16 protein-coding genes are annotated in these 18,073 nt (G+C 66.3%); 7 read left to right on the forward strand and 9 right to left on the reverse strand.

Annotation, left to right across the window (positions count from 1 at the left end; all coding sequences use genetic code 11):
• Positions 1–56: 56 nt before the first annotated feature.
• The gene (locus AC1PLS_RS01510; RefSeq protein ID WP_184432517.1) at positions 57–1,265 is read left to right on the forward strand and encodes a putative peptide maturation dehydrogenase; all 1,209 of its coding nucleotides are present in this window, start codon (positions 57–59) and stop codon (positions 1,263–1,265) included.
• Between the two features lie 149 nt (positions 1,266–1,414).
• On the opposite strand, the gene AC1PLS_RS01515 is transcribed toward AC1PLS_RS01510, so the two are convergent.
• The 4 genes from AC1PLS_RS01515 to AC1PLS_RS01530 form a co-directional block, all read right to left on the reverse strand.
• Positions 1,415–3,502: a S9 family peptidase gene (locus AC1PLS_RS01515; protein WP_481104115.1), complete on the reverse strand. Its 2,088-nt coding sequence runs from the start codon at positions 3,500–3,502 to the stop codon at positions 1,415–1,417.
• A gap of 103 nt (positions 3,503–3,605) precedes the next feature.
• Entirely contained in the window at positions 3,606–5,633 is a 2,028-nt protein-coding gene (locus AC1PLS_RS01520) for an acetyl/propionyl/methylcrotonyl-CoA carboxylase subunit alpha (protein WP_481104116.1), read from the reverse strand.
• Positions 5,634–5,875: 242 nt separating this feature from the next.
• Entirely contained in the window at positions 5,876–7,486 is a 1,611-nt protein-coding gene (locus tag AC1PLS_RS01525) for a carboxyl transferase domain-containing protein (protein WP_184626727.1), read from the reverse strand.
• 10 nt (positions 7,487–7,496) lie between these two features.
• The gene (locus AC1PLS_RS01530; RefSeq protein WP_054592067.1) at positions 7,497–8,660 is read right to left on the reverse strand and encodes an isovaleryl-CoA dehydrogenase; all 1,164 of its coding nucleotides are present in this window, start codon (positions 8,658–8,660) and stop codon (positions 7,497–7,499) included.
• A 128-nt stretch (positions 8,661–8,788) separates the two neighbouring features.
• On the opposite strand from AC1PLS_RS01530, the gene AC1PLS_RS01535 reads away from it, so the two are divergent.
• The 3 genes from AC1PLS_RS01535 to AC1PLS_RS01545 all read left to right on the forward strand — a co-directional run bounded on the left by AC1PLS_RS01535 (position 8,789) and on the right by AC1PLS_RS01545 (position 10,394).
• Positions 8,789–9,409, forward strand: a complete 621-nt coding sequence (locus tag AC1PLS_RS01535) for a TetR/AcrR family transcriptional regulator (protein ID WP_104553341.1) — start codon at positions 8,789–8,791, stop codon at positions 9,407–9,409.
• Between the two features lie 86 nt (positions 9,410–9,495).
• Entirely contained in the window at positions 9,496–9,870 is a 375-nt protein-coding gene (locus tag AC1PLS_RS01540; RefSeq protein ID WP_481104117.1) for a DNA-binding protein, read from the forward strand.
• Positions 9,867–10,394, forward strand: a complete 528-nt coding sequence (locus AC1PLS_RS01545; RefSeq protein WP_054592069.1) for an RES family NAD+ phosphorylase — start codon at positions 9,867–9,869, stop codon at positions 10,392–10,394. Before AC1PLS_RS01540 ends, AC1PLS_RS01545 begins: the two co-directional genes overlap by 4 nt.
• 9 nt (positions 10,395–10,403) lie before the next feature.
• Here AC1PLS_RS01545 and AC1PLS_RS01550 read toward each other — a convergent pair whose 3' ends face one another.
• Genes AC1PLS_RS01550 through AC1PLS_RS01565 form a run of 4 tightly spaced genes read right to left on the reverse strand, consistent with a single transcriptional unit; the run spans position 10,404 to position 13,330 of the window.
• On the reverse strand, positions 10,404–10,739 hold the full coding sequence (locus AC1PLS_RS01550) for a DUF3325 domain-containing protein (RefSeq protein WP_481104118.1): 336 nt from the start codon (positions 10,737–10,739) through the stop codon (positions 10,404–10,406).
• Positions 10,736–12,352, reverse strand: a complete 1,617-nt coding sequence (locus tag AC1PLS_RS01555; protein WP_481104119.1) for a PepSY-associated TM helix domain-containing protein — start codon at positions 12,350–12,352, stop codon at positions 10,736–10,738. Before AC1PLS_RS01555 ends, AC1PLS_RS01550 begins: the two co-directional genes overlap by 4 nt.
• Complete coding sequence (locus AC1PLS_RS01560) at positions 12,349–12,660, reverse strand: DUF3649 domain-containing protein (protein ID WP_481104120.1); 312 nt, start codon at positions 12,658–12,660, stop codon at positions 12,349–12,351. Before AC1PLS_RS01560 ends, AC1PLS_RS01555 begins: the two co-directional genes overlap by 4 nt.
• A 25-nt stretch (positions 12,661–12,685) precedes the next feature.
• Complete coding sequence (locus AC1PLS_RS01565) at positions 12,686–13,330, reverse strand: DUF4198 domain-containing protein (protein ID WP_039528992.1); 645 nt, start codon at positions 13,328–13,330, stop codon at positions 12,686–12,688.
• Between the two features lie 281 nt (positions 13,331–13,611).
• On the opposite strand from AC1PLS_RS01565, the gene AC1PLS_RS01570 reads away from it, so the two are divergent.
• Positions 13,612–14,130, forward strand: coding sequence for a c-type cytochrome (locus AC1PLS_RS01570; protein ID WP_016902056.1), 519 nt, complete (start codon positions 13,612–13,614; stop codon positions 14,128–14,130).
• A gap of 381 nt (positions 14,131–14,511) precedes the next feature.
• Entirely contained in the window at positions 14,512–16,230 is a 1,719-nt protein-coding gene (locus AC1PLS_RS01575; RefSeq protein WP_481104121.1) for an ExeM/NucH family extracellular endonuclease, read from the forward strand.
• Between the two features lie 4 nt (positions 16,231–16,234).
• Here AC1PLS_RS01575 and AC1PLS_RS01580 read toward each other — a convergent pair whose 3' ends face one another.
• Positions 16,235–16,621: a MerC domain-containing protein gene (locus tag AC1PLS_RS01580; RefSeq protein ID WP_481104122.1), complete on the reverse strand. Its 387-nt coding sequence runs from the start codon at positions 16,619–16,621 to the stop codon at positions 16,235–16,237.
• A 62-nt stretch (positions 16,622–16,683) separates the two neighbouring features.
• Here AC1PLS_RS01580 and AC1PLS_RS01585 point away from each other — a divergent pair, with 62 nt between their 5' ends.
• Positions 16,684–18,009 carry a GTP-binding protein gene (locus AC1PLS_RS01585; protein ID WP_481104123.1) on the forward strand — a complete coding sequence of 442 codons (1,326 nt, stop codon included), beginning with the start codon at positions 16,684–16,686 and terminating at the stop codon, positions 18,007–18,009.
• The last annotated feature ends 64 nt before the right edge of the window (positions 18,010–18,073 follow it).

Raw genomic sequence — 18,073 nt, forward strand, 5'->3', positions numbered from 1 at the left:
ATGACGTGGGACCTGACACAATATCGACCGTGCTCATGCATCCTTGAGATGTTCCTATGCAAATTCGTCGCTGTACCACGTTGTTTTTTGAACTGCGCGACGATTCGGTGTTTGATCTTGCACGATTGCTCGCCGGGGGCGATGGCCTGCGTCGCCGCACACGATGGCTGGCGCTCGCGCCTCATCTTGATGCGGAGGTGGAGGTTTCAGAGGAAGAGCGCGAATGGCTGGGCGAGTTGAGTTCCTCGCGCTGGCAGTCCATCGATCAGGTGCATCCGTTGCCAATCTGGGCGGAGCGTTTGATCGAGCAAGGTCTTGTGATCAGCGATCAACCACAACATGTTCAGCACCGCCGCAACGACGAGTGCGTGCAGCAGCAGCGCTGGTGGCCATTGGCTGCGTTGTGGCATCGATCCGCGCGCTGGAGTGGCGAAGACAGCGTGGCCACCATGGAAGCGCATGGCCTGACAACTGCAGAAGGCATGGTCGGCCGACTGGGCGCCCCCCCGGCAGAAATCGTAGACCGAGGCGAGGGTGGCGTCGAAGCGCGCATTGCCTTGCCGCGGTCAACCCCGGGCACATTCGATGAGCTACTGTCGCGTCGCGTCACCTGTCGCAATTTCGATACGCAGCGTCCACTGTCATCCATCTTGCTCGGCCAGATGCTTGAGCGCAGCGTCATGGCAAGCGCGCGCATCGAAGTGGGGCACGACACCGCATTCTTGAAGAAGCCGGTACCGTCGGGGGGTAGTCTCCATCCCACCGAAACCTACTTGCTGGTCCAGCGTGTCGAGGGAATGACGAGCGGTCTCTATCACTATCGCCCTATCGATCATGCTTTGCAGCCATTGCAGTCGCCGCCGCAACCGCTGGTGGACTTCGCGCGTCGCGCCGTGTCCGGGCAGCACTGGTTTGCCGATGCGCCGGTGCTGGTGATCCTGGTACCGCGGTTTTTACGCAGCTTCTGGAAGTATCGAAACCACGCCAAGGCCTACCGCGCGATGATTCTGGATGTCGGCCATATCGCGCAGACGCTTTATCTGAGCGCAACCGACCTGGGGCTGGGAGCGTTTGTCACCTCGGCGATCAACGAGGTGGACATTGAACAGGCGCTTGGCCTGGACGGCCTGCAGGACGGCCCACTGGCCATCTGCGGATTCGGTTGGCGTGGCGAGGAAATGAACAATACCGAGCTGGATCCCGGCGGGGCAGTGTGGCCGGCTGGTCGTGATCCAGAGGCGGCCAAGGACATCGGACCCCATTAGCGAGAGACCATCACACATCTTTCGATCTGGACCGCTTGGCGAGGGAAGTCAGGCATGCCGGCTAGTTGGAGAACCTCGCTACAACCGTCAGCGCTCGTCGTTGCAGGCGAGCGCTGACGTCGATCCAAAGCAAGCACTTCGCAATGGCGTTACCGCCGAATCGCCTGCGTATGCGTCTTCAATGCATCGCTCAGACCGTTCACCTTATCGGCGCCTTCCGGCACGGTGATGCTGGAGCCGGTCAGGTCGTCGCCGATCGGTTGCACGCGGCCGCCCAGGCACTGGCCCAGGAACCCTTCGGTCACCGCGTTGAAGGCCTTGCTGTTTTCCGGGCGGCGGAAGCCGTGGCCTTCGTCGGGGAACAGCACGTAGGTGACCGGAATGTTCTTGGCCTTCATCGCGTTGACGATCTGGTCGCTCTCGGCCTGCTTGACGCGCGGGTCGTTGGCACCCTGGCCGATCAGCAGCGGCTTGCTGATCTTGTCGACATGGCTGAGCGGGGAGCGCTCGGTCAGCCACTGCTTGCCGGCCTCGGTGGCCGGGTCGCCCATGCGTTTGGTCAGCTGCTTGTAGAAGCTGGCCCAGTACGGCGGCACGGTGCCGAGCAAGGTATTGAGGTTGGCCGGACCGACGATGTCCACGCCGCACTTGAACGCGTCCGGGGTGAAGGTCAGCCCGACCAGCGTGGCGTAGCCGCCGTAGCTGCCGCCCATGATCGCCACGTCCTCGGGCCTGGTCACGCCTTGCTTGACCGCCCACTGCACGGCGTCGAGCAGGTCGTCGTGCATCTTGCCGGCCCACTCGCCGTTGCCGGCATTGGTGAAGGCCTTGCCGAAGCCGGTGGAGCCACGGAAGTTCACCGCCAGCACCGCATAGCCGCGATTGGCCAGCCACTGCTCATACGGCCCGTAGCCGTAGCTGTCGCGCGCCCACGGGCCACCATGCACGAACAGCACCAGCGGCACCGGCTTGTCGGCCTTGCCATCGTGATTGGCGTCAGCCTCAGAGGGCAGGGTGAGATAGCTGACCAGCTTGAGGCCGTCGCGCGCGGTCAGTTCCTGCGGCCACATCGGGACCAGCGGTTTGCCGTCGAGCGCGGGGCGGGCGGAGAACAGTTTGGTCAGCTTGCCGCCATCTGCACGGTCGTAGCGGTAGTAGCTCAGCGGTGTCTCTGCCGCCGAATACCCCACGATCCAGATGCGATCGTCGAGCGTGCGTGCGGCAACGCTGGCATCGCCGCTGCCGAGCGACTTGAGCTTTTGCAGGTCGGCGGCAATGCCGGTGTCCAGCGCCTTCCATTCCTCGCGCAGATAGTCGGTGGACACGGCCTGCACCACGCCGGTCCTGGGGTCGTTCAAGGTGGCGCCGACATCGGTGCGCGGGTTTTCGAACAGCAGCGTGCGCGCATTGCTGGCGGTGTCGATGGCATACAGTGCCGCGGTGTCGCGATTGCGCGAATCGTGCATGTACAGCGTCTTGCCGTCGTCGGTCAGTCCGTCGGGCGAGGTGTTGCTGACGTCCTCGAACGGGATGTGGTCCACGCTCTTCCAGCGCTTGCCATCCGGTACCAGCAGCTCTCTGCCGGCATCGTCGGTGGCGCGCGTGGCGTAGCGCAGCTGGTAGTTGCCGTCGAGCAGATAGGAATCCAGGCTGTCGGTGTTCTGCTGCACCAGGCTGCGCTTGCCCGAGGCCAGGTCCACCCGATACAGGTCATGCCATTTGGGATCGCGGTCGTTCATGCCGACCATGATCGACTCGGGGTGCTGCGCGCTGACGCGATACACCTCGGCGTTGGTCTTCTTGAACGGGGTGAGGTCCTTGCTGCTGCCATCGCTCAGATTCACCGAGAACAGATGGAAGTCTTCGTCGCCGCCGTTGTCGCGCAGGTACAGCAGCGTGTTGGGTTGATAGGTCCAGAAATAAGTGCGGATGCCGCGTGCGGTGTCCTTGGTGATCGCGCGCGCCTGATCCGGTGCATCCACCGGGGCGACCCAGACATTGAGCACGCCCTCCAGCGGCGCGACCCAGCTGAGGTACTTGCCATCCGGGCTGATACTCACGTTCGCCCGTTCCGGGTTGCCGAACAGCGCATCGCGGGTGATCAGTTCGGGGGGGGCTGCGGGGGCTTGCGCAGCGGCCGTGGCTGGCGTGGCAGCCTTGTCGGTGGTGGGCGCGGCGTTGTCGCTGCAGGCGGTCAGCGCGAGCAGCATGCTGGAAACAAGAAGCAGGCGTTGCATGGACGTCTCCGGTCTGGGGCGCGGCCACTCCGGCCGCTTTCCCCCACGCTAGGGCGAGGGCCGGCCCCTGCGGACGTGCCGTTGGTCACGCCACCAGGCGCCGCTACGCAGACGCGGACACAAATTCCACCAACGCGACACCCTCGGCGACCAGCTCGCCCTCGGCCACCAGGTACGCCGCCACCGTGCCGTCGCCGGGCGCGTGCAAGGTGTGCTCCATCTTCATCGCTTCCAGCACCACCAGGGCCTGCCCGCGGGTGACCGACTGCCCCACCGGGGCGACCAGCGACACGATGCGGCCCGGCATCGGTGCGGTCAGGCCACCGGTGTCGTGCGCGGGCTGATCGGCTTCGGCCAGCGTGTCATGGTGGCGGAAGCTCGCCCGCTGCGTGGCATCGCGCAATGTCAGGGTGTCACCGTCGCGCAGGACCTGCATGCGCCATTGTCGGCCATCCATTTCCACGCGCAGTGCATCGCCCTGCAGGTGGTAGCGCAGCGTGTAGGTATCGCCTGCAGTCGTGACCTGCCAGCCATCGCCAAGCGGGCGCACGCCGAACTGGCGGCGCTCGCCTGCGGCCTCCAGCGTCATGGCGTGCGCGGCATGCGCACCGATGCGCCAGCCATCGGTGTGTTGCCATGGCGAAAACGGGTCGGCCGGATCGGCGGCGGCCTTCGGCAACGCGTCGGCAATCAACGCCGCTGCCAGGCACCACCAGGCATTGGCCGGACTGACCGCCTGGGGAAACAACACGGCCTGCTCGCGTTCGATCAGCGCGGTATCCAGATCGGCAGACGCAAACGACGCCGTGCCGATCAGGCGCGCAAGGAACGCGCTGTTGGTGGTCACGCCCACCGCATGGAATTGCGCCAGCGCCTCGCGCATGCGTGCCAGGGCGGCAGGGCGATCCACATCCCATACGATCAGCTTGGCGATCATCGGGTCGTAGTAGGGGCTGATGCTGTCGCCCTGCTCCACCCCGGCATCGATGCGTACATGCGCGCCGGCTGCGGGAAACTGCAGCTGCCGCAGCGTGCCGGTCGACGGCAGAAAGCCGCGGTCGGCATCTTCGGCATACAGGCGCGCTTCCAGCGCGTGGCCATGGATGCGCAGGTCCTGCTGACGCAGCGGCAACGGCTCGCCCGCGGCGACATGCAATTGCCACTCGACCAGGTCGGTGCCGGTGATCAACTCGGTCACCGGGTGCTCGACCTGCAGCCGGGTGTTCATTTCCATGAAATAGAAATCGCCATCCGGGCCGGCGATGAACTCCACCGTGCCGGCACCGACATAACCCACGGCGCGCGCGGCATCCACGGCTGCCTTGCCCATGGCGGCGCGGCGTTGTTCGCTCATGCCGGGAGCAGGCGCTTCTTCCAGCACTTTCTGATGCCGGCGCTGCACCGAACAATCGCGTTCGAACAGATAGACCACCTCGCCCCGGGTATCACCAAACACCTGGATCTCGATATGGCGCGGCCGCTCGACGTATTTTTCTACCAGCACCTGCGCATTGCCGAAAGCCGATTGCGCCTCGCGCTGGCAGCTGGCCAAGGCCTCTTCGAAGGCCGCGCTGGTATCCACCCGGCGCATGCCCTTGCCGCCACCGCCTGCGCTGGCCTTGATCAGCACCGGATAGCCGATCGCATCGGCCTGCGCGCGCAGGAAGGCCGGCGCCTGTTCGTCGCCATGGTAGCCCGGCGTCAGCGGCACGCCGGCGCGTTGCATCAGCGCCTTGGCCGCACTCTTGTCGCCCATCGCGCGGATGGCTGCCGCCGGTGGGCCGATGAACACGATGCCAGCCTGCGCACAGGCATCGGCAAACGCCGCGTTTTCCGACAGGAAGCCATAGCCCGGATGGATCGCCTGCGCGCCGCTTGCGCGTGCCGCCTCCAGGATCGCATCGCCACGCAGATAACTCTGCTGCGCCGGTGCGGCGCCGAGATGGATCGCCTCATCGGCCAGTCGTACATGCCGCGCGTCGCGGTCGGCATCCGAATACACCGCCACGGTCGCGATACCGAGCTTGCGGCAGGTGGCGATGACCCGGCACGCGATCTCGCCGCGATTGGCGATCAGGATCTTGTCGAAATAGGGCGGTCTTGCTGCGGTGGTGAGTTCGCGCTGGGTCATGACGAAGTTCTCTGCACGCCGCCATGCTGGCGGGCGCTGCGATGAAAAGACGGTTGCATGGATTGCGCCACACGCCGTGCGATGACAGCTGACGCCGCTGCGCCCCCGCGCGATGCGCTGCTCGACGCAGGCAACGCGTGCGCACTCATGCAATGCTCCAGGCGACACGCAACGCCTTGCGTGCAGGTGTGTGTACACCGCAAGACAGCCAAGAGCAGCACCTGCAGACGGACATCATCACCTCACATCCGGAACACGCCAAAGCGTGTCGTCTCGATCGGTGCATTCAATGCGGCCGACAGTCCCAGCCCCAGCACGCGACGGGTATCGGCCGGGTCGATGATGCCGTCGTCCCACAGGCGTGCGCTTGCGTAATACGGATGCCCCTGCTGCTCGAACTGCGCACGGATCGGCGCCTTGAATGCAGCTTCCTCTTCGCCCGACCAGGCGCCACCCTTGGCTTCGATCCCGTCGCGGCGCACCGTGGCCAAGACGCTGGCGGCCTGCTCGCCGCCCATGACGCCAATGCGCGCATTCGGCCACATCCACAGGAAGTTCGGCGAGTAGGCGCGACCGCACATGCCGTAATTGCCGGCACCGAATGAGCCGCCGATCACCACGGTGAACTTGGGCACCTTGGCGCAGGCCACCGCCATCACCAGCTTGGCCCCGTCCTTGGCGATGCCGCCATGTTCGTATTTGCGCCCGACCATGAAGCCGGTGATGTTCTGCAGGAACACCAGCGGAATGCCGCGTTGCGTGCACAGCTCGATGAAGTGGGCGCCCTTGAGCGCTGACTCGGAGAACAGGATGCCGTTGTTGGCGATGATGCCCACCGGATAGCCATGCAGATGCGCGAAGCCGGTGACCAAAGTGCTGCCGTAGCGCGGCTTGAATTCGTCCAGCTGCGAGTCGTCGACGATGCGGGCGATCACCTCGCGCACATCGAAGGGCTTGCGCGTGTCGGCAGGAATCACGCCATACAGTTCGTCGGCGATGTAGCGCGGCGGCAGCGGTGCCTGCAGTGCCAACGATGCAGCCGGCTTGCGCCAGTTCAGCTGCGCGATGATGGCGCGCACGCGCGCCAGGGCCTGCAGGTCGTTGTCGGCAAAGTGGTCGGCCACGCCGGAGATGCGCGTGTGCACATCGGCACCGCCGAGTTCTTCGGCACTGACTTCTTCGCCGGTGGCCGCCTTGACCAGGGGTGGACCGCCGAGAAAGATCGTGCCCTGCTCGCGCACGATCACCGTTTCATCGCTCATCGCCGGCACGTAGGCGCCGCCGGCGGTGCACGAGCCCATCACGCAGGCGATCTGCGGGATGCCGTTGGCCGACAGGTTGGCCTGGTTGTAGAAGATGCGCCCGAAGTGATCGCGGTCGGGAAACACTTCATCCTGCAGCGGTAGGAACGCGCCGCCGGAATCGACCAGGTAGATGCACGGCAAGCGGTTCTGCTGCGCGATTTCCTGCGCGCGCAGATGCTTCTTCACCGTCATCGGGTAATAGGTGCCGCCCTTGACGGTGGCATCGTTGGCCACGATCACGCACTCCACCCCGGACACGCGCCCGATGCCGGCCACCACACCGGCGCACGGCACCTGATCGTCGTACATGCCGTGCGCGGCCAACGGCGCGATCTCCAGCAAGGCGCTGCCCGGATCCAGTAAGGCATCGATGCGCTCGCGTACCAGCAACTTGCCACGTGCACTGTGCTTGGCACGCGCAGCCTCACTGCCGCCCAGCGCGGTCTGCGCCAGCGTGCGGCGCAGATCCTCCACCACGGTGCGCATCGCAGCAGCGTTTTGTTGGAAGCTCTCGCCGCTGACCTGCAGCTGGCTGGTGATCACGCTCATGGTGGCTCCGTCAGGCGGTGCGTTCGAACAGCTCGCGGCCGATCAACATGCGTCGGATCTCCGAGGTGCCCGCGCCGATTTCGTACAGCTTGGCATCGCGCCACAGGCGCCCGGTGGGGTAGTCGTTGATGTAGCCGTTGCCGCCCAGCACCTGGATCGCCTGGCCGGTGAGCCAGGTGGCTTTTTCGGCTGCGTAGAGAATCGCGCCGGCCGCATCCTGGCGCGTGGTCAGCCCGGCATCGCAGGCGCGCGCCACCGCATAGACGTACGCGCGGCAGGCGTTGAGCCCGACGTACATGTCGGCCAGCTTGGCCTGCATCAACTGGAAGGTGCCGATCGGCGCGCCGAACTGCTTGCGCTCGTGCACGTACGGCAGCACCACGTCCATCGCCGCGGCCATCAAGCCCAACGGGCCACCGGCCAGCACCACACGTTCGAAATCCAGCCCGGACATCAGCACGCGCACGCCGCCGTTGAGCGTGCCCAGCACGTTCTCGGCCGGCACTTCGCAATCGGTGAACACCAGCTCGCAGGTGTTGGAGCCGCGCATGCCCAGCTTGTCGAGCTTCTGCGCGGTGGAGAATCCCGGCATGCCCTTTTCGACGATGAAGGCGGTGATGCCGCGTGCGCCGGCATCCGGGTCGGTCTTGGCGTACACCACCAGCACATCGGCGTCCGGGCCGTTGGTGATCCACATCTTGCTGCCGTTGAGCACATAGCGGTCGCCGCGCGCATCGGCGCGCAGCTTCATCGACACCACATCCGAGCCGGAGCCGGCCTCGCTCATCGCCAGCGCGCCGACATGCTCGCCGGTGCACAGCCTGGGCAGGTAACGCTGCTTCTGTTCCGGCGTGGCGTTCTTGCGCAGCTGGTTGAGGCACAGGTTGGAATGCGCGCCGTACGACAGGCCGATGGCCCCGCCGGCCCGCGAGATCTCTTCCATCGCCACCACATGCGCCAGGTAGCCCATGCCGCTGCCGCCGTACTCTTCTTCCACGGTCAGCCCGAGCAGGCCCTGCTCGCCGAACAGGCGCCACAGCTGGGCAGGGAAGACATTGTCCTGGTCGGCCGCGGCGGCGAGCGGGGCAATATGGTGGCTGGCGAAGGCCGCCACGCTTTCGCGCAGCAGATCGATGTCTTCGCCAAGCGCAAAATTCAGGGACGGCACGTGCATGGAGCGACTCCGCAGGGATCGGGATGTGCCGGGTGGGAGCGGGCAGGCCGCACGGCGTTTGTGCGCAGCCTAGCGGTCCCCAATGAAAAAGTGAACTAAAATTCAACTATTGAACCCAGAATCACACCATGGCTTATCGACGCTCCGCCCTGATGGAAGAACGCCTGGCCGGCAATCGCGAACGCATCCTGCACGCGGCCCGCGCCCTGATCGCCGAAGGCGGCTACCGCAATGCGCCGGTGACCGCCGTCGCCGCTGCCGCTGGCGTGTCCACCGGGCAGATTTACCGGCACTTCCCTTCCAAGGCCGAGCTTTTCGTGGAAGTTCTCAATGCGGCGGTGCAGCGCGAGATGACCATCCTGCGCGCCATCACCACCACCCAGGCCAGCGCTGCCGAGCGCCTGCGCAATGCGATCGCCACTTTTGTGCGGCGCGCGCTGGCCGGCCCGGCGTTGGCGTACGCCTTCATCGCCGAGCCGGTGGAAAGCGAGGTGGATGCCGAGCGCATCCGTGGCCGACGCCTGTTCGGCGAAGTGTTCCGTCAGTTGCTTGCCGAAGGCGTGGCGGCTGGCGAGTTCCCGCCGCAATCGCTGGACGCAGCGGCGGCCTGCATCGTCGGCGCCTTCACCGAGGCGCTGGTGGGACCGATCGCCCCCAGTCGCGGCGACCCGCAGCAGGGCGAGCAACTGGTCGAGGCGATCTGCGGGTTCTGCCTGCGCGCGGTCGGCGCGTCCCATCCGGCCGGCTGACAGTGCACTGACTGAGCCTCTAACTGGGCTGTATGAACGCTTCTGACTGTGCATATACTGTGCACTCGTCCTGCTGGAGTCGTGCGATGGTCGCCGTTCTCAATCCCCTGGCCCTGACCGAACGCCTGCGCGTACCGGATCGCACCATCCTGTCGCCCTTGGCCATGGCCGGCCTGCTGGATCTGTCGCAGCAGGAGCTGGCCGAGCTGGCCGGTGTGCATCGCAACAGCCTGCGCGTGCATCCGGAAAGCCCGCGCGTGCAGGACCTGCTACGCAACCTGTCACGCCTGCTGGTGGCGATGACGCAGCTCCAGCCGGACGAACGCCAGGTGGTGTTCCATCTCAAGAACACTCCCATCCCCGCGTTCGAATTCGCCACCTTGCTGGAAGTGGTCAAACAGGGCCGTACCGACGATGCGTTGACCTATCTGCGCACCGTCGCCTCGGGGGCCGCCGGTTGAAGCTGAGCGCCCCGGCGCACTGCACGCTGTATCGCGCCTTCACCCCACGCTGGGCCGCCGAACCGCTGAGCGGCGCCGGTGCGGCACGCTCGGGCGGGCGCTTCAATCGTTTCGGGCAGCCGGCGCTGTATCTGTCGCTGCAGCTGGAAACCGCTGCTGCCGAATACGCGCAGGCCGCGCTGTTCCTACCGCCATTGACCCTGGTCAGTTACGCCGCCGAGCTGCCGGCGTTGGCCGATCTACGCCTGCTCGATGCAAGCTGGGATCCGCTCTGGGCCGATTGGACCGAGGACTGGCGCAAGGCCCTGGTCAACAAGATCGAACCGGTGAGCTGGGTGCTCGGCGACATGCTGCGCGAGGCGGAGATCCCTGGCGTGATCTTTCCCAGCATGGCGTTGCCGGAGGGCATCAACGTGGTGCTGTTTCTGGACATGCTGCAGCCCAAAGACGTGTTGCGCGTGCTCGACGATGGCCGCCTGCCGCGCGACGGGCGTAGCTGGGGCGATCCGCCGATCGAGGCGTAGCGAGGTCCTTCAACCCAGCAACAGCTGCAGCGCACCCGCCAGCACCGGCGCGGCCACGGCCATGGGCAGAATCAATCCACGCCGATACGGCAGCAGCCACAGCGACAGCAGCGCGGCAGCGCCGGTCAATGTGCCCAGCCACAACACCGGGCCGATGCCCCAGCCTTGCGCGTGTACCGCCAGGCCGAAGGTGAGCAGCAACAGCAGCCAACCCAGCACGCGCAGTTGCCGCGAACGTGCGGCGCCCAGCGTACGGCCACGCACTTCCTGCTGATGCTTGTCCATCGCCAGGCACAGCGCGGCGAATCCGGAAAAATTCAGCGCCAGCAACAGCCACACGCTCATGCGCTCTCCTGCATCGGCACGCCGCCTTGCGCAGGCGCGGTTGCAGTGGCGCGCGCACGTCGTGCCGATGCCGGTTGCGGCGCCTTCCAGTGTTGCAGGCGCCATCCCGCGATCCCAAGGGATACGCCAAGGAACAGGCAGACCAGATCGACCCCGGCCAGCGTCCATTGTCCGGCCGGCAACGTCACGCCCAGATGCACATCGGTGGTGATCGCATTGACCACCGGCACCAACGCGAACAAGGCCGCACCCAGATACAGCTGCCAGCTCCACATCGCGCGCCGTGGCCACACGAACGCGGCCAGCAATGCGGTGGCCCATGCGACGAAGAACAGATTGGCCTCCATCGCCGCGCGCCCCTCCAGGCCCACCGGCAACAAGCGGTTGGCCCAGAAGAAACTGGCAAAGGCGATCGGCAGGCCGGCGACCGTGCCGATATTGAGCGCATCCACCAACCGCAGCCCGAAGCCGATGCGCCCAGCCTTCAGGTGTTTGGGGCGTTCCTTCACTGCCCACATCACCACGCCGCTGGCCACCATCAGGCAACCGAGCAAGCCGGAGCCGAAGAACAGCGCGCGCATCCACGGCCCTGCGAAGTGGGCGATATGCAGGCCCACCATCACCCCACGTGTCTGGCTGGCACCGCCCGGCGGCCCGCTGCGCTGCAGGCGCTGTCCATTGATTGCATCGAACAGGATGGACGGCGCATCGGTGGAGAGATTGCCAGCGCGCTGAGTGACGCCGACCGCCGCATGCGCGTCGTTGGGAAGCGAGACCGCCACGTTGCCCACCTCACCGCCGCGCCAGTCGCTGCGCGCACGCGCCACGAATTGTTCCAGCGGCAGCATGCGCGCCGGCGTGCCGGAGGCGCTTCGCGTATCGGCGACCCGGTTGGCGGACTCTTCGTAGAAACGCATTTCGTTGTCGGGGTACTGCGCCTTGATGCCCCACGGCAGGTACATGAACATCAAGGTCACGATGCCGGTGTAGGTGATCATCGCGTGGTACGGCAACGCGGTCACCGCGCTGACATTGTGGAAATCCAGCCACGAGCGCAGGCCCTTGCCCGGGCGAAAGGTGAAGAAATCCTTGAAGATCTTCTTGTGCGTGATCACGCCGCTGATGATCGCCACCAGCATGAACATCGCGCAGAAACCGACGATATAGCGCGACCACATCACCGGCAGATAATGCAGATCGAAATGCAGCCGGTAGAAGAATTCGCCGCCCAGGGTGTCGCGTGCGGCGATTTCCCTGCCGGTGGCCGGGTCGATGATGGCGGTGCCGTACATCTGCCGGCGGCTGGCCGGTTTGCCATCGGCTGGCGCAGGGTTTTGCCAGTACATGCTGACTACCGGATTGCGCGTGTCCGGCAAGGTGATGTTCCAGCTCTGCGCATCGGCTGCATGCGTCTGCAGATACTGCTCGGCACTGCGCAGCGCGGTTGCGTTGCTCACCGTGGTGGTGGGCAATTCCGGGCGCATCCAGCGGCTGATTTCGTCGCGGTAATAACTCGCCGTGCCGCCCATGAAGATCAACAGCAGCACCCAGCCGACCAGCAGACCGGTCCAGGTGTGCAGCCACGCCATCGACTGGCGGAATCCCTGCTTCATGCCACGCCCCGTTGCAGCCATGCGGCCAGTGCGAACATCAGCGCCGCCGGCACCGCGAGGCCGGCCCAGGCGCGCCACACGCTGGCGGTGGCGAAGGCCCATAGCGGCGCGCAGGCGCACACCACGATGCCGACCAGCATGCTGGTCAACACCGCCTCGCTGCGTGGCATCGGCAGGACCAGCGCCAGCAGCAGATTGGTGGCGCTGGCGAGTGCATAGCCGCCAAACATCGCCGCCAGCGTGCGCCCAAGCACGCCCAGCCAGGGACGCCTGAACCAGGGAAGCGGCAGGGACGGTGCGGTGGACATCGGATCAGCCAGGCGTGTGGCCGACTTACTCGGCCAGGAAGGTCAACGTGCTGATGTGATGGATCATCGACACCTGCTTGCCGGCGATCTCACGCTTCACCGGCTCCTTGTTGGTGGCGACCAGGATGTGCCGGCCAGCGCGCAGCTTGGGCAGGGTCACCTGGCCCTTGGCGTCGGAGGTCAGCGTCTTCTGCCACTTCTGCGGGTCGATCACCGTCACCTCGACCTTGGGCAGCGGCTTGTTGCGATAGAGCACGGTCAGCGTGTTGCTGTTGGCGGCGGTGGGCACCAGTTCGAAATCGAGCTTGGCCGAGGGCGTGGCGCGCCCGGCGCGTGCGTAGTAGCTCACGGTCTCGAAGCCGCCGGCCTCGCCCTTCCACGGCTCGAACACACTGTCATCGCTCAGCCAGGCATCGCCGGTGCCGGACAACGGCGCGGTGAGGAATTCGCTGCCGCGCTGCAGGGCGCCAGCCTTGCCGGCGCTGCCGAACACGGTCGGCTTGACCACACGCTTGATCTCGTCTTCGCCGTGATCCAGGGCCTCCTGCGCCGGCTCGCCGAAGTAGATGCGCACCGGACCGCTGCCGTCGCGCTCGATCCAGATCTCGTGGGCCTGGGCAGACAGACTGATGCTGGCCAAGGCCAGGCAGGACAGCAGGAAGGACTTCATCGCGGCGACTCCTCGTCAGCGGGACCGGGCGAGGCGAGGACCGCATCACCGTGGATTGATGGGAATGATACGCAATTCCCTCAAGCGCGACCAACGTCTCATGCGGCATTGCGGCAATTCATCGGCCTGCGCGGACCGGCGTGCCTGCAAGACCCATAGCGCGTCAGGGCGCAGCGCACACCGCTGCAATCACGGTCATGCACACTGGCCAGACGGGCGCGAACTGTGCTCTATACTCCGGCGCTAGCAGAGGTCTTCGACCAACAGCCAGGGGTGAGCGCGTGCGGAATTACGACCTCGAGTTCCTGAAGAAATTCTCGATGGTGATCGGACTACTGGTGGTGATCACCCTGGGCCTGATTGCCCTGGCAGCCTATTTGCAACGCGCCATTCCCGACGAAGTCTCGCCCACCGCGGCCAAGCGCGTGCAGCAACGCATCGCCCCGGCCGGCGCGGTCTATGCCGGCACCACCGGCGCGTCCGCACAGGCCGCAGCCCAGGCGGCAGCGCTCGCCAAGGCCGCCTCGCAGTCCGCCTACGGCGGCAGCACCGACGGCAAGACCATCTTCGACAATCTGTGCACCGCCTGCCACACCACCGGCGTGGGCAAGGCGCCGACGCTGGACCACGCGCATTGGGACGCGCGCATCGCCCAGGGCAAGGACACCTTGTACAAGCACGCGATCGAGGGCTACACCGGCCCGGATGGCGGCATCATGCCGCCCAAGGGCGGCAACCCGGCGTTGACCGAAGAACAGGTGCGGGCCACGGTCGACTGGATGCTGAGCAATCTGAAGTAAGCGCCTGCAGCGCAGTAGGCGGCTGACACGAGCGGTCGGTGTGCGGCCAGGTGGCAGCGCGCGCTGTGCGCGGGTGCGTCGACCGGTCAATCGCCAGGCTTGCACGCGCTGGAGCACGCTTTAGCTTTTGTAGGCCAGCACCCATTGCGCAGCGTTTGCACTCGCTGCACGACGTGCTAGCACGATGACGTCAGCCTTGGACGCCCGGGCCGGCGCAAGTGCTTCGGGGAATGCCTGCAGTTACCGGCATCTGTAGATCGGCCACGCTACCCACGCAGCAGCTGGTCGCTACTCGCAACGTTTTGCTAGCCTGTCGCGGTTCTCACGCGCCGCCTTCGGGGCGGCGCTTGCATGTGGTCTACGTCTTTCTGGAGTGTGTCGATGTCGCGTTGCTCGCTGGTTGTGCTCGGTGTGATCGGTCTGTTGGCGCCACTGCTGGGCAGTGCCGCCGAGGGCGCGCCGCAACGTCTGTCGATCGCCGACGTGCAAGGCGAAGACACCCGTAGCCCCTACGACGGCCGTGTGGTCGATGTGGAGGGCATTGTCACCGCCGATACGCGTGCCGGTCTGGCCGGGCTGTTCGTGCAGCAGCCCGGCTTCGAGCCGCGGCGCTCGCACGGTCTGTTCGTCACCGGTGCCGGCAATGCCGAGGTGGCGGTGGGCGACCGCGTGCGCATCGTCGGCACCGTGCGCGAGGTGTCGGCAGGCGGCGAGGCGAGCCTGACCACGGTGGATGCCAGCAGTATCGAGCGACTGGCCAGCGGCCAGCCGGTGCCGGTGCGCATGCTCAGCGGGCCGCCGGCCAACTGGGAAGCGCTGGAAGGCGAGCACGTGCGCATCGCTGCGCTGACGCTCAACGGCAGCGATCGTCTGGACACCTATGGCGAGCTGGTCGCCGCGTTCGGCGGGCGCTTGTGGCAGCCCAGCGAAGTGGCCGCCGCCGGCACCCCGGCCTTCGCACAGGTGCAGGCCGACAACGCCCGTCGCCAGGTGTTGCTGGACGACGCGCGCAACGGCCGCAGCCCCAAGACGGTGGCCTATCTGCCGGCCGATCCGGTGCTGCGCAGTGGCAGCCTGCTCAAGTCGGTCGACGGCATCGTCGACCAGCGCTACGACGGCAACTACCGCATCCAGGTGCTGAGTCCGTTGACGCTGCCGGCCATGCCGACCGCGGTGGCGCCGCAGGTTGGCGGTGACCTGCGTATCGCCTCGTTCAATCTGGAGAACTTCTTCAACGGCAATGGCCGCGGCGGCGGCTTTCCGACCAAGCGCGGTGCGCGCACGCACGAGCAGTTCCAGGCGCAGCTGACCAAGCTGGTGTCCACCATCGTGCCGTTGCACGCCGATGTGGCTGCGTTGATGGAGCTGGAAAACGATGGCAATGACGCCGATGCGGCGGTGGCGCAACTGGTCGCCGCGCTCAACGCGGCCGACAAGGACAAGGACTGGCAGTTCGTCGACACCGGCAGCGGCCCGGGCGATGACGCGATCCGGGTCGGCATCGTGTACCGCAGTTCGCAGGTCACGCTAGTTGGCAAGCCGGCCACGTTGACCGGCGGGCCGTTCGACAGCCACAGCCGTGTGCCGCTGGCGCAGGCGTTTCGCAGCACCCGCGGGGCAACCTTCGTGGTGGTCGCCAATCACTTCAAGTCCAAGGGCTGCGGCAGCGCCAGCGGCGCCGATGCCGACCAGCGCGACGGCCAGGCCTGCTGGAACGCCACCCGCACCGAATCGGCCAAGCGCCTGCACCAGTGGCTGCAGACCGACCCCACCGGCGCGCAGACCAAGCTGGCCGTATTGCTGGGCGATTTCAACGCCTACGCGATGGAAACGCCGATGCGCAGCCTGCGCGCCAGCGGCTGGCAGGACGCCTTTGCGGTGGCCGGCGTGAAGCAGCCCTACAGCTACGTCTACGATGGCATGAGCGGTCGGCTGGACCACGCCCTGCTCAGCCCGGCGATGGCCAAGCAACTGCGCGGCGCGGTGGAATGGCATATCAACGCCGATGTCATGGACGATGCCGGCTATGCCAAGCGCAACCTGCCCGGCCCGTGGCGCAGTTCCGACCACGACCCGGTGCTGCTGGGTTTTTCGCTATAGCGCGCTAGCTGGCGCGTGTCCCGGCGCGGCGGCGTAGCCGCAGGTTGAGCAGGTGCGTGCTGGCCAGCAGCAGGCTGCCGATCACCGTGATCGGGGTTTCCCAACTGCCGCCGGCAAGCCCGCTGGCGCCCAGCACCAGGCCGGCCAGGCCGAAGACCGCCAGCGCCCACACCGGCGCGGGCAGCGCATGCCGGCGATGGCTGCTCCACAGCGCGTAGCCGCTCAGCGGCACGGCGGCCGTGGCGAACACCACATGCACCCATTCGGCCCGGCTCCAGGCACTCAGCAGCGGCAGTGCAGCGGCCAGCAATGGCAGCGCCAGGCAGTGCAGCAGGCACAGGCTGGATAAGGCGATGGCCGAGTTGTCCAGTACGGAAGCGGTAACGCGCATCGGGGGTGTCCTGTCGAGCTAGTGTTATATAGTAACACTTCCATTCCAGCCAGGCCCTCAGGATGTCCCTGTCCCCCAAGCGCGATTCACGCCTGCCCGTCACCGTGTTGTCCGGCTTTCTCGGCGCCGGCAAGACCACCCTGCTCAACCGCATCCTGCATAACCGCGACGGCCTGCGCGTGGCGGTGATCGTCAACGACATGAGCGAGGTCAACATCGACGCGCAGCTGCTGCGCGAGGGCGGCGCGGCCTTGCGACGCACCGAAGAGACATTGGTGGAATTCAGCAACGGCTGCATCTGCTGCACGTTGCGCGACGATCTGCTGCAGGAGGTACGCAAGCTGGCCGAACAGAAGCGCTACGACTATCTGTTGATCGAATCGACCGGCATCGCCGAGCCGATGCCGGTGGCGGCCACCTTCGCGGTGCGCGATGCCGAGGGCTTCAGCCTGGCCGACATCGCCCGGCTCGACACCATGGTGACGGTGGTGGACGGCAGCCGCTTCCTGCAGGACTTCGGCTCGGCCGCCACGCTGGCCGAACTCGGCCAGCAAGCCGGCCCGGACGATAGCCGCGGGCTGGTGCAGTTGCTGGGCGAACAGGTGGAATTTGCCGACGTGTTGGTGATCAGCAAGTGCGATCAGATCGATGCACAGCAGCTGCAACGCCTGCGCGCGGTGTTGCGTGCGCTCAATCGCGAGGCGGCGATCGTGGACGCGGCACATGGCGAGGTGCCGCTGCGCCAGGTGCTCGACACCGGCCGCTTCGATTTCACCCGTGCGCAGCTGGCGCCGGGCTGGATGCAGGAACTGCGCGGCCAGCACACGCCGGAGACCGAGGAATACGGCATCAGCAGTTTCGTCTATCGCGCCCGCCGGCCGTTTCACCCGCAGCGTTTTGCGCGCATGGTGCAAGGCGGGCTGCCGCAGGTGATTCGCAGCAAGGGATTTTTCTGGCTGGCCAGCCGCATGGATTGGGTTGGCGAATTGTCCAGCGTGGGTGGCGCGACCCAGACCAATGCAGCAGGCTTCTGGTTTGCCGCACGCCATCGCGTGGATGCGCACGCCATCGGCGAGCCGTTGCAGACCAGCATCACGCCGCTGCCGTATACCGATATCGGCTGGCAGCGTCAGCAGACGCAATGCTGGACCGCGCCGCTGCCGCAACTGCACGAGGTTGGCGATGCCAGCGAGTACGCCGCGATGCAGCGGCTGTGGCACCCACTGTGGGGCGACCGTCGCCAGGAGCTGGCGGTGATCGGCGTGGACCTGGATGCGCCGCGCACGCGCGCTGCGCTGGATGCCTGCCTGCTCAGCGATCACGAGCTACGCCAGGGCCCGGCGCAATGGCAACTGCTGGACGATCCGTTTCCGCACTGGCAGCGCTGATGGCGGCCTGGATCGCGCTGTCGACATCCGTTCGCGCCTGGTTCCGGATGCAATCTGCCGCAGG

This window comes from Xanthomonas sp. NCPPB 3218, from assembly GCF_056725185.1.

What these genes read in the sequence shown, in the direction of transcription:
- AC1PLS_RS01510 (WP_184432517.1), top strand. Translation starts at nt 57, where the DNA reads ATGCAAATTCGTCGCTGTACCACGTTGTTTTTTGAACTGCGCGACGAT.
- AC1PLS_RS01515 (WP_481104115.1), bottom strand. Translation starts at nt 3,502, where the DNA reads ATGCAACGCCTGCTTCTTGTTTCCAGCATGCTGCTCGCGCTGACCGCC.
- AC1PLS_RS01520 (WP_481104116.1), bottom strand. Translation starts at nt 5,633, where the DNA reads ATGACCCAGCGCGAACTCACCACCGCAGCAAGACCGCCCTATTTCGAC.
- AC1PLS_RS01525 (WP_184626727.1), bottom strand. Translation starts at nt 7,486, where the DNA reads ATGAGCGTGATCACCAGCCAGCTGCAGGTCAGCGGCGAGAGCTTCCAA.
- AC1PLS_RS01530 (WP_054592067.1), bottom strand. Translation starts at nt 8,660, where the DNA reads ATGCACGTGCCGTCCCTGAATTTTGCGCTTGGCGAAGACATCGATCTG.
- AC1PLS_RS01535 (WP_104553341.1), top strand. Translation starts at nt 8,789, where the DNA reads ATGGCTTATCGACGCTCCGCCCTGATGGAAGAACGCCTGGCCGGCAAT.
- AC1PLS_RS01540 (WP_481104117.1), top strand. Translation starts at nt 9,496, where the DNA reads ATGGTCGCCGTTCTCAATCCCCTGGCCCTGACCGAACGCCTGCGCGTA.
- AC1PLS_RS01550 (WP_481104118.1), bottom strand. Translation starts at nt 10,739, where the DNA reads ATGAGCGTGTGGCTGTTGCTGGCGCTGAATTTTTCCGGATTCGCCGCG.
- AC1PLS_RS01555 (WP_481104119.1), bottom strand. Translation starts at nt 12,352, where the DNA reads ATGAAGCAGGGATTCCGCCAGTCGATGGCGTGGCTGCACACCTGGACC.
- AC1PLS_RS01560 (WP_481104120.1), bottom strand. Translation starts at nt 12,660, where the DNA reads ATGTCCACCGCACCGTCCCTGCCGCTTCCCTGGTTCAGGCGTCCCTGG.
- AC1PLS_RS01565 (WP_039528992.1), bottom strand. Translation starts at nt 13,330, where the DNA reads ATGAAGTCCTTCCTGCTGTCCTGCCTGGCCTTGGCCAGCATCAGTCTG.
- AC1PLS_RS01575 (WP_481104121.1), top strand. Translation starts at nt 14,512, where the DNA reads ATGTCGCGTTGCTCGCTGGTTGTGCTCGGTGTGATCGGTCTGTTGGCG.
- AC1PLS_RS01580 (WP_481104122.1), bottom strand. Translation starts at nt 16,621, where the DNA reads ATGCGCGTTACCGCTTCCGTACTGGACAACTCGGCCATCGCCTTATCC.
- AC1PLS_RS01585 (WP_481104123.1), top strand. Translation starts at nt 16,684, where the DNA reads ATGTCCCTGTCCCCCAAGCGCGATTCACGCCTGCCCGTCACCGTGTTG.